The sequence below is a fragment of the Lentimicrobium saccharophilum genome, from assembly GCF_001192835.1.
GTDB classification, from domain to species: domain Bacteria; phylum Bacteroidota; class Bacteroidia; order Bacteroidales; family Lentimicrobiaceae; genus Lentimicrobium; species Lentimicrobium saccharophilum.
The window spans coordinates 2,099,791-2,114,154 of the sequence record NZ_DF968182.1 but is presented as its reverse complement, the minus strand read 5'-3'; the positions used below and the strand labels follow the sequence as shown (position 1 = coordinate 2,114,154).

Annotated in this window: 12 protein-coding genes; 9 read left to right on the top strand and 3 right to left on the bottom strand. The window is 47.6% G+C overall.

Annotation, left to right across the window (positions count from 1 at the left end):
• Positions 1-56: 56 nt before the first annotated feature.
• The 3 genes from TBC1_RS18070 to TBC1_RS08160 are packed head-to-tail and all read left to right on the top strand — an operon-like array spanning position 57 to position 3,375.
• Positions 57-899 (top strand): nucleotidyltransferase domain-containing protein, encoded by an 843-nt coding sequence (locus tag TBC1_RS18070; RefSeq protein WP_062040637.1) that lies wholly within the window; start codon positions 57-59, stop codon positions 897-899.
• A gap of 20 nt (positions 900-919) precedes the next feature.
• The gene (locus TBC1_RS08165; RefSeq protein WP_062040634.1) at positions 920-1,786 is read left to right on the top strand and encodes a metallophosphoesterase family protein; all 867 of its coding nucleotides are present in this window, start codon (positions 920-922) and stop codon (positions 1,784-1,786) included.
• Positions 1,787-1,830: 44 nt separating this feature from the next.
• Positions 1,831-3,375 (top strand): M28 family peptidase, encoded by a 1,545-nt coding sequence (locus tag TBC1_RS08160; protein WP_062040631.1) that lies wholly within the window; start codon positions 1,831-1,833, stop codon positions 3,373-3,375.
• A 45-nt stretch (positions 3,376-3,420) separates the two neighbouring features.
• Here TBC1_RS08160 and TBC1_RS08155 read toward each other — a convergent pair whose 3' ends face one another.
• Entirely contained in the window at positions 3,421-4,698 is a 1,278-nt protein-coding gene (locus TBC1_RS08155; RefSeq protein WP_062040628.1) for a 3-deoxy-D-manno-octulosonic acid transferase, read from the bottom strand.
• Positions 4,699-4,745: 47 nt separating this feature from the next.
• A complete protein-coding gene (locus tag TBC1_RS08150) occupies positions 4,746-5,504 on the bottom strand; it encodes a hypothetical protein (protein WP_062040625.1) in 759 nt (252 codons plus the stop codon).
• Positions 5,505-5,887: 383 nt separating this feature from the next.
• On the opposite strand from TBC1_RS08150, the gene TBC1_RS08140 reads away from it, so the two are divergent.
• The 5 genes from TBC1_RS08140 (at position 5,888) to TBC1_RS08120 (ending at position 10,746) form a co-directional block, all read left to right on the top strand.
• Complete coding sequence (locus TBC1_RS08140; protein ID WP_062040619.1) at positions 5,888-7,018, top strand: DegT/DnrJ/EryC1/StrS family aminotransferase; 1,131 nt, start codon at positions 5,888-5,890, stop codon at positions 7,016-7,018.
• Positions 7,019-7,145: 127 nt separating this feature from the next.
• Entirely contained in the window at positions 7,146-7,733 is a 588-nt protein-coding gene (locus TBC1_RS08135; protein WP_062040618.1) for an acyltransferase, read from the top strand.
• A gap of 6 nt (positions 7,734-7,739) precedes the next feature.
• Positions 7,740-8,759: a UDP-glucose 4-epimerase GalE gene (gene galE / locus TBC1_RS08130; protein ID WP_062040615.1), complete on the top strand. Its 1,020-nt coding sequence runs from the start codon at positions 7,740-7,742 to the stop codon at positions 8,757-8,759.
• Between the two features lie 16 nt (positions 8,760-8,775).
• On the top strand, positions 8,776-9,831 hold the full coding sequence (gene rfbB / locus TBC1_RS08125; RefSeq protein ID WP_062040612.1) for a dTDP-glucose 4,6-dehydratase: 1,056 nt from the start codon (positions 8,776-8,778) through the stop codon (positions 9,829-9,831).
• Between the two features lie 147 nt (positions 9,832-9,978).
• Positions 9,979-10,746 carry a YoaP domain-containing protein gene (locus TBC1_RS08120; RefSeq protein WP_062040609.1) on the top strand — a complete coding sequence of 256 codons (768 nt, stop codon included), beginning with the start codon at positions 9,979-9,981 and terminating at the stop codon, positions 10,744-10,746.
• A gap of 82 nt (positions 10,747-10,828) precedes the next feature.
• Here the strand turns inward: TBC1_RS08120 and TBC1_RS08115 are convergent, their stop codons facing one another.
• Positions 10,829-12,274 carry a DUF5018 domain-containing protein gene (locus TBC1_RS08115; protein ID WP_062040606.1) on the bottom strand — a complete coding sequence of 482 codons (1,446 nt, stop codon included), beginning with the start codon at positions 12,272-12,274 and terminating at the stop codon, positions 10,829-10,831.
• 134 nt (positions 12,275-12,408) lie between these two features.
• Here TBC1_RS08115 and TBC1_RS08110 point away from each other — a divergent pair, with 134 nt between their 5' ends.
• Positions 12,409-14,361 (top strand): tetratricopeptide repeat-containing sensor histidine kinase, encoded by a 1,953-nt coding sequence (locus TBC1_RS08110; RefSeq protein ID WP_062040603.1) that lies wholly within the window; start codon positions 12,409-12,411, stop codon positions 14,359-14,361.
• The last annotated feature ends 3 nt before the right edge of the window (positions 14,362-14,364 follow it).

Here is a 14,364-nt window from a genome sequence, read left to right as displayed (position 1 = left end):
TTTAGCAGTGTGATGCGTCACAGTTAATTCGCTGACCGGACCATAACTTTTCAGGCATGATAAACAGTATTGTTTTGCAGCGTTTGAAGGAGCGGGAAAAGGAGTTAAACACCCTTTACCGCCTGAGTAGCCTGTTGTCGGATCCGGATCTGAATCCCAAAGCCATATTCGGGGAACTGATCCGGTTTATTCCACTCGGGTTTCAGTATACAACCATATGTGAATCGAGGATAACTTTTGAAGGGAAAACGTGGGAAAGTGACGATTACCGGGAGACGCCCTGGCTGTTGGTTTCTGACATACTTGTGGACAACAATACTTCGGGTGAGATCAGGGTAGCTTATACCCAGTTGATTGAGATGCAGCACGGAAGCCAGTTTCTGCCGGAGGAACAGAAACTGCTGAATACGATTGCAGAAAGGATAGGGGATTATTTTTTTCAGCAACGGTTGAAGAATTCGCTTAAGCTGCTCGAGACCGGTAATGAAAATGGCAACGGGAATGGCAAGGTATTGTTGAAACCCGATCCGGACCAGCACTGGAAATGGCGTTACAGGATGGCTGAACGCATCAGTGAACTGATGGATATGGAACGTTTCGGAGTGAAGGCCATTTACCTGATTGGCAGTACAAAAAACGCCACTGCAGGCCCGGCCAGCGATCTTGACCTGCTTGTTTATCATCAATCCGACGAACAGCAACTCAATTGCCTGAGATCATGGTTCGACGGATGGAGTTTATGCCTGTCAGAAGAAAACCTGCAGCGGACCGGATACCAGACCGGCGGACTTATTGACCTCCACCTTATTACAGATAAGGATATCCATGAAGGTAACAGCTATGCTGTAATGATCGGGGCAGTAAATGATCCTGCCAGGCTGCTGCGGAAGGCGGATTAATTTTATCAGTAAAGCTGCCTATGACTACCTGCTACTTTGTCAGTGATCTTCACGGGAATACGCGGAAATATGAACTGCTTTTCGCCGAGGTCATCAGGAATAAACCTTCGTTTTTATTTATCGGCGGGGATTTATTGCCTCACATTCACCGTTCAGTAAGGCAAAGCGGCAGGTTGGTGCCGGATTTTGTGCGCGATTTTATTATCCCGGGTTTTAAAAACTTACGCCGGCAGTTGGGATGCAATTATCCTGAGGTTTTCATCATTATGGGCAATGATGATCACAGGGTAGAGGAGCAGGCTTTTCTGGAAGGTGAATCGATGGAGTTGTGGAAGTACCTTAACAGGGAGAAATTCAGGTTCGGGCCATACATGATTTACGGATATCCTTTTGTCCCGCCAACCCCCTTTCTGCTGAAAGACTGGGAGAAATACGACGTTTCGCGGTTTACCGACCCGGGTTGTGTTCCCCCCACCGAAGGATACCGCACCGTAGATCCTGATTATGACACTGAGTACGATACCATCGAAAAGGACCTGAAGGAACTTACCGGTGATGATGATATGGATAAGGCCATTTTTCTGTTCCACTCCCCGCCCTATCAGACCCATTTTGACAGGGCGGCCCTTGACGGACAGAAGATTGAACATGTCCCGCTCGATCTGCATGTAGGAAGCATTGCCATCAAGCGGTTTATTGAAGCGCGGCAGCCTTATATCACCCTTCACGGCCATATTCACGAGTCGGCAGCGATCACCGGCCACTGGGAACAGAAGTTCGGCCGCACCTGTGCTTTTACGGCAGCACACAACGGTCCGGAACTGGCGGTGGTCAGGTTTGAAATCGACAATCCGTGTGATTCTGAGCGAAAATTGCTCCTGCCCTGAACTAAACCAGTAATCAAATCCACAGAACTGTTAAAACCTTGTTTATGAAAAGAATATCATTACTTCCTCTTGTACTGCTCACATTGGTTTTTTGCGATCATGTCAGGGCGCAGCACAATGCTGTGGTTGACCGGATTATCGCTGAGGGAAAAACCAATAACAAGACTATGCAGCACCTGGATATCCTGTGTAACCGCTTTGGCGGCCGGCTTGTGGGGTCTGATGCCTATGAAAATGCCGCGGAATGGGCTGCATCCAGATTCAGGGAATGGGGGATGCAGGTGGAGATGGATGAGGCCGGAAGCGTTCCGGTAGGTTTTAACCGTGGCCCATGGTTTGGGCGTATGATGGGCGAACAGTCCATGACACTCCATTTTGTAACACCATCGTATACATCAGGTACCAAGGGGGTTCAGACCGGTCATGTGCTGTTGGAGCCCAAAACCCCTGAAGAGTTTGAAAGAATGAAAGGGGCCCTCAATGGTGCCTGGGTTTTGATCACAGGCAGAAGCAACGGTTTCCCCATAGATTTTTCGGCAGAAGCAGATGCCCGCCGCGACAGCATGATTCAGGAAAATGTGGAAATCAGAAAACAGATTCGTGAAATTTCAAGGGAGAATGAGAAATCGGAAAGCAAAAAGCAACTCCCTGAACTGAAGGATGAACCTGCACTTTTCTACAGGGAGATGCGTGAGGCTGGTATACTCGGGATCATACAGTCGGCTCCGGTGCCCCTGGTAGCCCTCTACGACCGGAAGAACATCAACAGCATGACATTTGAAAATCTGCCGACAGTGCCTGATATCAAGCTGGATGAGCATCAGTTTGCCGTGATAGAACAGATGGTTAAAGAGCGGAGAACGGTGTTGCTTGAGTTTGATATCCGCAACCATTTCAAGCCGGGCCCGGTGAAATATCACAATGTAATCGGAATCATTCCCGGAACTCAGTATCCTGAGGAGTACGTAATCATGGGAGGTCATCTTGACGCCTATGATGTGGCTACCGGTGGTGTTGACGACGGATCGGGCGTTTCGCCCACCATGGAAGCGGCCCGGCTGATAATGAAAGCCGGCGGTAAACCGAAACGTACCATTCTGGTGTGCCTCTGGGCCGCAGAAGAGTTCGGGCTGCTTGGATCACAAAGCTGGGTTGACAGGAACCGGGAGAAACTTCCTTACATCTCAAACATGTTTAACCGCGATTCAGGGCCATTGGCGCCGGTAAGTATCAGTGTTTCCGAAGCGATGTGGTCCGAAATGGAAAAGGTCTGCGCTCCCGTTACTGATATCAATCCGGATTTTCCTTTTGAGATGAAAAAGCGGGATCCTTCAGCGCGTCCGTTGAAACCCTGGGGAACCGACAGCGGACCGTTTGCCGTTGAAGGGGTGCCTGTGATGAGTTTCGGCCTTGAGGATGTAAAGGGGTATAATTTTAACTACCGGGAGATCTGGCACACCGAAAGGGATACCTATAATAAAAGCATTCCGGAATATCAGGAGCATGCGGCTGTAGTAACTGCCGTGGTAGTCTATGGCATCGCCGATCTGAAACGCCTGCTGCCGCGGGAAGGATATTTCACGGAGTAGAGGTCCGGCCGGCGGAATAAAAAACCATTGCTGATTTTCAGGTTTTCAGGCCTGGTGCATGTCAGTATTGCTGATGTGCCTCCGGAGTTCATCCATGATAGTCCGGGTGGCCCCTGTCCTTTCAGAAACATAAGCCCCTGCATTGTGCGCAGTTAATTCCAGCTTGTGCTGATCTGAAAGCAGTTGAATGACCTTGTCGCAAAACTCAGTTGCCAGGCTCACCGGGAATGCAGTACCTTCTGCAGTCATTTCGCGGGCCTCCCTGAACCGGTGGTAGTTCGGGCCGAAGAATACCGGATTCCCATAAGCTGCGGCTTCAAGAATGTTATGGATTCCGGCGCCAAATCCACCGCCAATGTAAGCAATGCTTGCAAACCTGTATAACTGTGAAAGGATGCCGATGGAATCAATAATTAGAAACTGCTTGTTTTCGAGGTTGGTTCCCGGAGCCTGACTGTAAAAAACGGCTTTGTCACCCAACTTCTGCGATAATTCCCTAAGCCGGCCCTGATTGGTTTCATGGGGTGCAATGATAAATTTAACGTTGTCGCCGGTTTTCTTGCTGAGTGCTTCGATCAGCTCATCATCGGGAGGCCAGGAACTCCCGGCAACAACCACGTGTTTTCCTGCAACAAATTTATCGATCAGCGGAAAGGGTTTCTGCTGTTCTTTTATGGCAGTTACCCTGTCGAACCGGGTATCTCCGCTGATCACAATATTGCTCACATCGACCATCCGGAGCAATTCGGCCGATTCTTCATCCTGAACAAAAATCATATTGATTTTCCGCAGGTGGGTGCGGAACCAGCCGCCGTACCATTTGAAAAAATGCTGGTTGGGCCTGAATATGGCTGAAACAGTAAATACCGGAACGTGATTGATGAAAAGCTCGTTCAGATAATTAAACCAGAATTCATATTTGACAAAGACTGCAACTGATGGCCGTGTTATTTTGATAAAACGCCGGGCATTCCGCCTTGTGTCAATGGGGAGATAAAATACATGGTCAACAAAGTCGTAATTATGGTGATGGTTATAGCCCGAAGGGGAGAAAAAGGTCAGGAGGATGGTATAGGAAGGGTATTCTCTTCTGAACGCTTCAATTACCGGTTTCCCCTGCTCAAATTCACCCAGGGATGCACAATGGAACCACATCACCGGAGCCGGGTTATCTGAATTGTAATGGGTGGCAAAAACTTCCCCGAGCTTGTCGAAAAGCGATTTCCGGCCATAATGCCACGACCTCGCCTTTGGGCTGAAAATTCCGGCCATTCGCAGGAACAGGTAATAAATTGCAATGGAGGTGCTGTATAGAAGCCTCATGACCCGGATGTGTTGATGAATATTTCTTTCACAGCAGTTTTTGATTTTCAATAATAGTAGAACTCTTTCGGCGCCCTCCTGTAAACAGGAATGAACCATCCGAACCTGATACCGGCAAAGGTATCAATAAAACTACCTTCATGGTACTTTCTTTCAGCAAAACTATAAGGTCTTACCCATGAAGTTTTTGCCATTGAAAAATCCAGGCCGGTATAGAAATTGACCTTGTTGTTATTGCCCAGGTAAAGATATCCCAGAAAGATATTGGAAACAAATCCGTTTTTGAATTCATCGTAGCCTTTTACATAATCACCGGTGATCTGCGGCGCGGTTTTGTCCCGGTGTTCGATGTATATTTTATGCTGAAGATATCCTCCGGCAAGCGTCAGCAATATGCCTGAGTTACGGTTTGGCCCCCAGGCCGGTATAATTTTTCCTATTCTGGCCATCGCGTTAAATCCCCGCATGTAGAAATGAAAATCGGCGTATGTGCCTTCCATATCAATGATATTGCCATCGGTGGTGGCGATACTCTGCAAAATGTTGTCACTGTTTTTTACTATTCCACCAAAGATAAAATTGCTTTCAACTCCCAGTATCCAGTTAGCCCTGGTCTTGAATATATAGCCGGGTCCAACCTGGGCAAACTGTCCGAACCTGCCGGCAAGATCATTGCCCGGCAGTTGCAGCGACAAACTGCCATGAATAAGATGTGTGAATATGGCAGAATCACTGATGCTTTTTTGGGCAAACAGGCTGGGTGCCGCCAGCAAAAAGAGAAGGATCAGTTTTAACGAGTGTTTCATTTACGGAGTTTTTTCAATGGTCAGATAGATGTACAACCTGTCGCAGCGCATAGGTGACACCCGGTCTGTTGTTTTAAAAAACACCTGAACGACCTGCTGACAGGACAGTGCTTTGCCATGCAAAAAAGATGCATCATGCTGATACGGCTCCGGAAGTTGAATTTCTTGCGCATCAGACAAGGCAAAATATTATGGCAAAGATATGAAATTGAATTATCGGAAGTTGTTCCTTTCGCTCGGCAACAGTTAAGTATTTATAAAAAACTCATGTTTGTTTGCGGCATGTTTATCAGTGTACAGCCGAGTTATTGTATCTTTGCCGCTCATATAATTATTCAGGTTTTTACCCTGCAAATAATCCAACCTCACTAAATCTGCAGCCGATGAACAAGATTGCCATGGTTGACCTTAAGCGTCAGTATGAGAAAATTAAACCTGAGATAGATCAGGCCATCAGTGATGTAATTAATTCAACAGCCTTTATAAACGGGCCCGCGGTAAGGGCATTCCAGGAAGACCTGGAGAAATACCTAGATGTAAAACATGTTATCCCGTGTGCAAACGGAACAGACGCGTTGCAGGTTGCCATGATGGCTTTGGGAATCAAGCCCGGTGATGAGGTGATTACAACCAACTTTACATTTATTGCAACAGCCGAAGTGATTGCCCTGCTCGGGTTTACCCCGGTGGTTGTAGATGTTGACCCTGAAACATTTAACATTGATCCGGATGCCGTTCGCCGTGCCATCACACCTAAAACAAAGGCGGTTGTTCCGGTTCATCTTTTCGGGCAGTGCGCCGATATGGAGGCCATGCTTGAGATAGCGAAGGAATACAATCTGTTTGTGATAGAAGATGCCTGTCAGGCTATCGGAGCCGACTATATTTTTGCCGATGGCAGCCATAAAAAGGCCGGGACGATAGGTCATGTGGGTTGTACTTCATTTTTCCCGAGCAAGAACCTTGGTTGCTATGGGGATGGCGGTGCGATTTTTACCAACGATGATGAACTGGCCAAACAACTGCGGGTGGTGGTAAATCATGGGATGACAGTCAGGTATTACCATGATTATGTGGGGGTTAACAGCCGGCTCGACAGCATACAGGCGGCTGTACTGAAGGTGAAACTGGCCAGGCTGGATGAGTATGCAGCCGCCCGCAATCGTGCGGCATCATTTTACGACAAGGCCTTCGGTAATCACCCGAAGCTGAAAATCCCCGTAAGGTTTGAACGTTCTACCCACGTATTTCATCAGTACACCCTGGTAACTGACGGCATCGACCGGGCGGCGCTGATCGATTTTCTGGCCAGGCGCGATATCCCTGCCATGATTTATTATCCGGTTCCGCTTCATCTGCAGAAGGCATATATTGATCCCAGGTACCGTGAAGGTGACTTCCCGGTTACTGAACACCTTTGCAAAACGGTAGTTTCGCTGCCCATGCACACCGAACTGGATGAAGAGCAGCTGAATTATATCACAACTTCAGTGCTGGAGTTTGTGAATCAATAGGGCTGACTTACGATAAATGCACAGGCCGGTTTTTTTCCGGCCGTTTTTGTTATTCAATCACCGAATCAGTAAATTTACATTTGCATTTTAACCTGCAATAATGGCAACAGCTTAAAACAGGAATTATATGGGAAAAGATTTTTTTATACACGAAACCGCCGTGGTTGACGAGGGCTGCATAATCGGAAAAGGAACCAGAATCTGGCATTTCTCGCACCTGATGACAGGCTGCAAACTGGGCGAAAACTGCAACCTGGGGCAGAATGTGGTGGTATCGCCGGGTGTTGTACTCGGAAATAATGTGAAGGTGCAGAACAATGTCTCTGTTTATACCGGCGTTATTTGTGAAGATGATGTTTTTCTCGGGCCTTCCATGGTTTTTACCAACATCGTAAATCCCAGGAGTGCGGTGGTCAGAAAAGGGCAGTACGCGGTAACAACGGTTCATAAAGGTGCTTCAATAGGAGCAAATGCCACCATTGTTTGCGGGCACGATATCGGCGAATATGCATTTATCGGAGCCGGTGCAGTGGTTACGCGTTCGGTACCCGCTTATGCACTGGTAGTCGGGAATCCTGCCAGGCAGATCGGATGGATGAGTGAATACGGACACCGGCTTAACTTTGATGCAGGCGGAATCGCCGTTTGTCCCGAAAGCGGTGAGAAATACCGGCTCGAAAGCAATATAGTCAGTAAATTACAGGAAAATAAGTAATCAGGTATGAGGATACTCGTAACAGGCGGTACTGGTTATATCGGCTCGCATACCGTTGTGGAACTGATGGAGCAGGGTTATGAAGTTGTCATTGCGGATAACCTCTCCAATTCACATGCAGAAGTGGTTGACCGGATTGCGGAAATTTGCGGAAGGCGGCCTGAATTCTGCAAAATTGATCTTGCCGCCCGGGATGAAACCAGGGATTTCTTTGCCGCACAACAGAAGCTTGATGGAATTATTCATTTTGCCGCCTTCAAAGCTGTTGGCGAGTCCATGCTTGAGCCCCTCAGGTATTACCGTAACAACCTGGATTCGCTGCTTAACGTCCTGGAAGGAATGAAGGAGCATCATATCCCCAACCTGGTTTTTTCTTCGTCGTGTACGGTTTACGGACAACCCGACGAGTTGCCGGTGCGCGAAACCTCCCCTGTGAAGGAAGCCTGGTCGCCTTACGGGAATACCAAGCAGATGTCAGAACAGATTCTGCGATTTACAGTGGAAGCCCACGGACTAAAAACCATTGCCCTCAGGTACTTTAATCCCATCGGGGCGCATGCCTCGGCCCTGATCGGCGAGTTGCCGCTGGGTGTTCCCAACAATCTGGTGCCCTTTATAACCCAGACAGCAATCGGGTTGAGACCGGTACTGAACGTATTCGGGAATGATTATGATACTCCTGACGGAACTGCCATTCGCGATTATATTCATGTGGTTGACCTTGCCAAAGCCCACGTGGTTGCTGTTGACAGAATGATCTCCGGCGCGTCAGCGTCACCGTTTGAAATTTTTAATCTGGGAACAGGCAACGGTTTCAGTGTGTTGGAAGTGATACATTCATTTGAGAAAGTAAGCGGAGAGAAGCTCAATTACCGGATAGTTGACCGAAGGCCCGGAGATGTGGAAAAAGTATGGGCCGATACTTCATACGCCAACAGGGAACTGGGATGGAAAGCCGGAAAGTCGCTGGATGAAATGATGCTTTCGGCCTGGAACTGGGAAAAAGCCCTGGCAAATAAAAAATAACTCTAAAATTACAATTATGAAAACCATCCTGATCACGGGAGGAGCCGGCTTTATCGGTTCTCATGTTGTCCGACTGTTTGTAAAAAAGTATCCTGACTACAGGATCGTTAATCTCGATAAGCTCACCTATGCCGGCAACCTGGCCAACCTGAAGGATGTTGAAAACTGTCCCAATTATATTTTTGAGAAAGCCGATATTACTGACGGCGGGCGAATGCTGGAGTTGTTCTCGGCATACAGGTTCGACGGGGTAATCCATCTGGCGGCCGAATCGCATGTTGACCGTTCCATTTTAAACCCGATGGAATTTATCCTTACCAATATCGTCGGAACTGTTAACCTTCTGAATGCAGCCCGTGCAACGTGGGGTGAAGATATGCAGGGAAAGCGGTTTTACCATATTTCCACGGATGAAGTTTATGGCTCCCTTGACGATGAAGGTAAATTCCTTGAAACCACCCCTTACGATCCGCGAAGCCCCTACTCTGCGAGCAAGGCCAGCAGCGATCACCTGGTAAGGGCTTATTTTCATACCTATCACTTGCCGGCAGTGCTTTCAAACTGTTCCAACAACTACGGTCCTTACCAGTTTCCCGAAAAACTTATTCCGCTGTTTATTCACAACATCCGCAACAACAAGCCCCTGCCGGTTTACGGAAAAGGCGAAAATGTGCGCGACTGGCTGTATGTGGTTGATCATGCAAAAGCAATAGATCTTATTTTTCATAAAGGCAGGGAAGGGGAGACTTACAACATAGGCGGGAACAACGAGTGGCAAAATATACAGTTGATCAGGAAACTATGTGAAATTATGGACCGCAAACTCGGCAGGGAAGCCGGGGAGTCGGAAAAACTGATTACCTTCGTTAAAGACCGTGCCGGTCACGATCTCCGGTATGCCATTGATGCTACAAAAATCAAGAATGAGCTGGGCTGGGAGCCGGCCATCAGGTTTACCGAAGGATTCGAAACCACCGTTGACTGGTATCTGAGCAATGAAGAATGGCTGAATAACGTGACTTCGGGCGATTATCAGAAATATTACGAAGAACAATACGGGAAAAGAGTTTAATAATTCCCGGGGGCTTCGAACATTATATTGTGGAGTTGAAAAGGCAGAGAGGCCAGTGGTTCAGGCTGAATTCTCTGATATTATCGTTTATTCTTTTCTTTTCCGGATATGATTTAGTTTTTTTTACGATTAACCGGTTTGAATGCTATGGCAAAAGAGGATGATCTGGTTTTTATTGAAGCTGGTGCTGAAGACGCATTTGAAAAGGGTATCTGCTGCAGCAAGGATAGAAAATCAAAGGGTTATCAAACCAAGGTGGCCTGGCTTCAGCAGCCCCATAACAGAGAAGTCCGGCTTCTATTGGTAAGCAAGCACGTTGATGGCATTATCGGCTTTGCCGAATACATGCCTTCCGAAGCTGCATGGCGGCCGGTTTCAGCGGATAATTACATGTTTATTCAATGCATTGTCATGTACCGGAAAGCATCCCGAAGTCAGGGCGTAGCCGGGAAAATGCTTACGGTTATTGAAGAAAAGGCTTTGTCGCAGGGCATGAACGGGGTTTGCGCGATGTGCAGCAGCGGAACCTGGATGGCCGGCAAGAGTCTTTTTGAGAAAAATGGTTATGCGGTTTGTGATCAACTCGACCGCTTTGAACTGCTTTACAAAACCTTCCGGCCCGGTGTGCCGGCCCCTTCGCTGATTGACTGGAGCCTGCAGCTTGATAAGTATCAGGGCTGGCACCTGCTTTATGCCGATCAGTGCCCCTGGCATCAAAAAGCCGTTAGCGACCTGAAGGAGGCTGCGGTCGAAAATCATCTTGAGCTTAACGTTACGCTGATCGAAACCCCGGAACAGGCCAGGCATGCGCCAACCGGTTACGGAACCTTCGGGTTGATCAAAGACGGAAAACTGCTTGCCGATCACTACATCAGCAAAACACGGTTCCTGAATATCCTGCGGAAAGAAATCTGAATAAGTGAAACCGGACAAAGGCCGGGTGACCTTCTGTCCGGTTTGATCCGGTTGTAAATAACTCCGGATATCGCAAAACACACTATAAACTGCCGCTGACTTCGCCGGTGTCAAAATTGTAAACATTGCCCGAAGGGTTGCCCGAGAACGAGACATTGGTATGTGTTATAATGCTGTCATCGTGAAGCCCGATCCCGAAGTATTTTGAATTTCTGAGTGTTACATTATCCATTGCAAGGATTGCGTTATAATCAACCACCACATTGCATTTAAAAGTGCTGTTTGAGCCGGCATACTCAATGATGCAATTGCTGAGTGAGTTTTCATGGTCTGTTGAGATGTAAAGCCCTTCCCAGTTCGAGGCATTTGCATCCAGTTTTGAGAAAAGCACCGGCTCCGAGGCTGTTCCGTTCACCTGCAACCTCCCCGAATTGATTACATTCATCCAGGTATCCGCACTGAACAGGATCTGAACTCCTTTACCAATACTCAGATTTTTTTCAACATAAGCGCTGTTTTCAAATGCATAGGGAACCGTGGTTTTGTTCAGGGTAAAATCCTCGTTCATGCTCAGTCCGTTAACCCATACCATCGGACGGTTGTTAAGGGCAAGCTGTGAGGTTTCATTCAGCACGCTGCAATGTGAAAGGTCAGCCATTCTGATGGGATACCTTTCGCAGTTTTTGATGGTGTTGTTATCAAAGCCCGTGAATTTCTGTGACACATCGGAAGTCATGACTCCGCTGCCAAGTGATCCGTCAATCAGGCAGTTATTCATTTTAAGTTTTGCATTGTATAACAAAACTACCACCGCCCAGTCTTCGTCGCTGCCGCCGTTGATAAACTCCACATATTCAAACTGATTGTCACTGCGGCTCGAATAGATACTTACCTGATCCCATGAACCTTTATTCTGGTTGTTCACAGGTCCGGTCAGGATAATGGGTTGCTGCGCTGTTCCCACCATTCTTAATCCGGCATTTTCGCCGACACTGATGCCACTGCCCACGCCGGTAAATGCGATTTTTACTCCCGGCTCCACGGTTAACAGTGCATTCCCTTCGATGTAGAAATATCCATCAATAATATAATCAATTCCATCGTTGCGGTTGACAAGGGTGCGGTTTGCCGACATACTTCCTGTAAGGGTTTCTGAACCCATGCCGCCGCCTTCGGAGGTAACGGTAACCACATACGCTGAAGTGCTCCCATCTTCGGCAGTAACCGTAAATGCCACCGGAGCGGTGAAATCCACAACCGTTCCGGAAGCCGGGTTTACGGTTGCACCGCTTGAAACTGTGATGGTCGGAATAAGTGCTGTGATGTTCCCGTTTGCAGGAATTACCGCAGTCGCGGTCTTGTTATCCTGATCAACGGTTGCGACCACTGCAGGGGTAAACTGATTGAATACGATGCCCAGAATCTGTTTTTCGCTTTTGAGGGAAGGCTTATCATCATCTTTCGTACAGGAGGTTGAAAGCAGAACCAGTGTGGTAAAGAAGGCAAACAATACAGATAATTTTTTCATAATGTGTTTTTTTTGAGTTTGAAACTTGTGCAAAACTATTCAGCCCTTCTATCAGAAAATACCCCCTTTTGGGGGTTTTTGAATGCGGGAAATGATTGATACATTTGCATAAACTCAAATTATTCCTTTTTCAGATGTTAAGCTTTTGGTTTGGTCAAAATAATGATGTTACTTTTTCCCGCAGGATCTGCATCATCCTATTGGTGGGTTGTTGCTGCCTCACTTTTTCGTTTCAGGGATATGCGGCATCCTATACCGATTCACTTTTGAATGTGATATCGCGGGCTAAAGGAGTTGAAAAATTCAATGCCTACAATCAGCTGTTCGATTATTATGAAGCGAACGACCATCAGTCAGCGCTGCAAACAGTGTGGCAGCAAATGGATTTCAGCAGGCAATCAGATAACCGGGAGTGGGTAGGTGGTGCTTTTGCAAACCTTGGGTCCTTGTACCTGGCCCGGGGGATGGCCGATAGCGCCGGTTACTTTTTTACCAGGGCTTATAAGCAATATAAGGAGGCCGGCAATGATGATGCAACCATGAACCAGCTTTGTAATATCAGTACTGCCTGCAGGTTGACTTTTAAATTTGAGGAGGCGCTGGCAAAGCTTCAGAAGGTGCTTGATTATTATACAGAGCAGAAAGATGACTTCAGGATTGCGCAGACGCTTGCCAATATGGGTACCATTTACAATGAAATGGGCAATAACGGAAAGCATGACGAATACATGAGAAAAGCCCTTGAGATTCAGTACCGGCTTCCCGTCGACCGTTCAAGGGGTATCAGCCTCATCAACCTCTGCCTGAGTTTATCCTCGCAAAGGAAGTTTGAAGAAGCTTTTGGCTATGGCAAGGAAGCCGTTGAGGTTTTCAGGCAGCTGAATGATCCTTTTTTCACAGGTGCTTGCCTGGTGCGGGCCGGAAGTGCTGCCATAGGATTAAACAATGACGGTGACGCACTGAAATATGCCCGCGAAGCCTACTCAATCAGCGAACAAACCGGTAACGATCACCTCAGGGCGGAAGCGCTGAGGCTGCTGGCAGATTATTATATGAAGCACGGTGACTTTGAAAAAGCCCGTGAAGTGGCTTTCGAAGCTTTCTCACTGGCAGATACCTCAAATAAATCAGATATGATTTATCATTATGATCTGCTGACTACCCTGAGCATTCAAGTCGGTGACAAACAGAATGCGCTGAAGTTTTATACAGCCTATGTCAAACTTAAAAACGAAGCCCAGGAAGATGAATTCAGGGATAAGATATCCGAGATGGAGGTGAAATATGAAAGCGAGAAAAAAGAACTGATCATCAGTAACCTTAAGAACAGACAGAAATTGCAATGGATCGGGATTCTGACCGGCACTTTAATCTTTCTTATTGTGGTGTTGTTGCTGATGCTCAGGCAGAAAAATCTGAAACAGCGCCGGTTACTTGCCGAGCAGAAGGTTAAGCAGCTTGAGCAGGAAAAACTTACCATAGCCACGCAATCGGTGCTTGATGGCGAAACTGCCGAGCGCAGCCGCCTTGCCCGTGACCTGCACGACGGTCTCGGGGGTATGTTGTCGGCGGTGAAACTCAATCTGTTTGATGTAAAAAACGGGGTGATACTTGAGGCCGGAGATGTTCAGAAATTCAACAGGGTAGTAAGTTTGCTGGATGAATCCATGCAGGAGCTCAGGAGGGTGGCGCATAATATGATGCCAGAGTCGCTCTCCCGTTACGGGCTTAAAGTAGCCCTTAACGATTTCTGCCGCAGTATTCCCAATCTGAAGTTTCATTTCTTTGGCAATGAAGACAGGCTTGAATCCAGGCTGGAGGTTATGATTTACCGCACCATCCACGAGTTGGTGAACAATGCCCTGAAACATGCATCGGCTGATGCCATCAATGTGCAACTGGTTCAGCAGATGGATTCGGTTACCCTCACGGTTCATGACGACGGTAAAGGCTTCGATCCGGCTGCAGCCGTTACGGGTACCGGGCTGAATAACATCAGGAGCCGGGCCGGAATGTTCCGGGGAACTGTGGATATTGTTTCTGTACCCGGCAAAGGCACGGAAGTGAGCGTAAGTTTTATGATTTAAGGT

What these genes read in the sequence shown, in the direction of transcription:
- TBC1_RS08135 (WP_062040618.1), top strand. Translation starts at nt 7,146, where the DNA reads ATGGGAAAAGATTTTTTTATACACGAAACCGCCGTGGTTGACGAGGGC.
- TBC1_RS08120 (WP_062040609.1), top strand. Translation starts at nt 9,979, where the DNA reads ATGGCAAAAGAGGATGATCTGGTTTTTATTGAAGCTGGTGCTGAAGAC.
- rfbB (WP_062040612.1), top strand. Translation starts at nt 8,776, where the DNA reads ATGAAAACCATCCTGATCACGGGAGGAGCCGGCTTTATCGGTTCTCAT.
- TBC1_RS08155 (WP_062040628.1), bottom strand. Translation starts at nt 4,698, where the DNA reads ATGAGGCTTCTATACAGCACCTCCATTGCAATTTATTACCTGTTCCTG.
- galE (WP_062040615.1), top strand. Translation starts at nt 7,740, where the DNA reads ATGAGGATACTCGTAACAGGCGGTACTGGTTATATCGGCTCGCATACC.
- TBC1_RS08140 (WP_062040619.1), top strand. Translation starts at nt 5,888, where the DNA reads ATGAACAAGATTGCCATGGTTGACCTTAAGCGTCAGTATGAGAAAATT.
- TBC1_RS08110 (WP_062040603.1), top strand. Translation starts at nt 12,409, where the DNA reads ATGTTAAGCTTTTGGTTTGGTCAAAATAATGATGTTACTTTTTCCCGC.
- TBC1_RS08150 (WP_062040625.1), bottom strand. Translation starts at nt 5,504, where the DNA reads ATGAAACACTCGTTAAAACTGATCCTTCTCTTTTTGCTGGCGGCACCC.
- TBC1_RS08165 (WP_062040634.1), top strand. Translation starts at nt 920, where the DNA reads ATGACTACCTGCTACTTTGTCAGTGATCTTCACGGGAATACGCGGAAA.
- TBC1_RS08115 (WP_062040606.1), bottom strand. Translation starts at nt 12,274, where the DNA reads ATGAAAAAATTATCTGTATTGTTTGCCTTCTTTACCACACTGGTTCTG.
- TBC1_RS18070 (WP_062040637.1), top strand. Translation starts at nt 57, where the DNA reads ATGATAAACAGTATTGTTTTGCAGCGTTTGAAGGAGCGGGAAAAGGAG.
- TBC1_RS08160 (WP_062040631.1), top strand. Translation starts at nt 1,831, where the DNA reads ATGAAAAGAATATCATTACTTCCTCTTGTACTGCTCACATTGGTTTTT.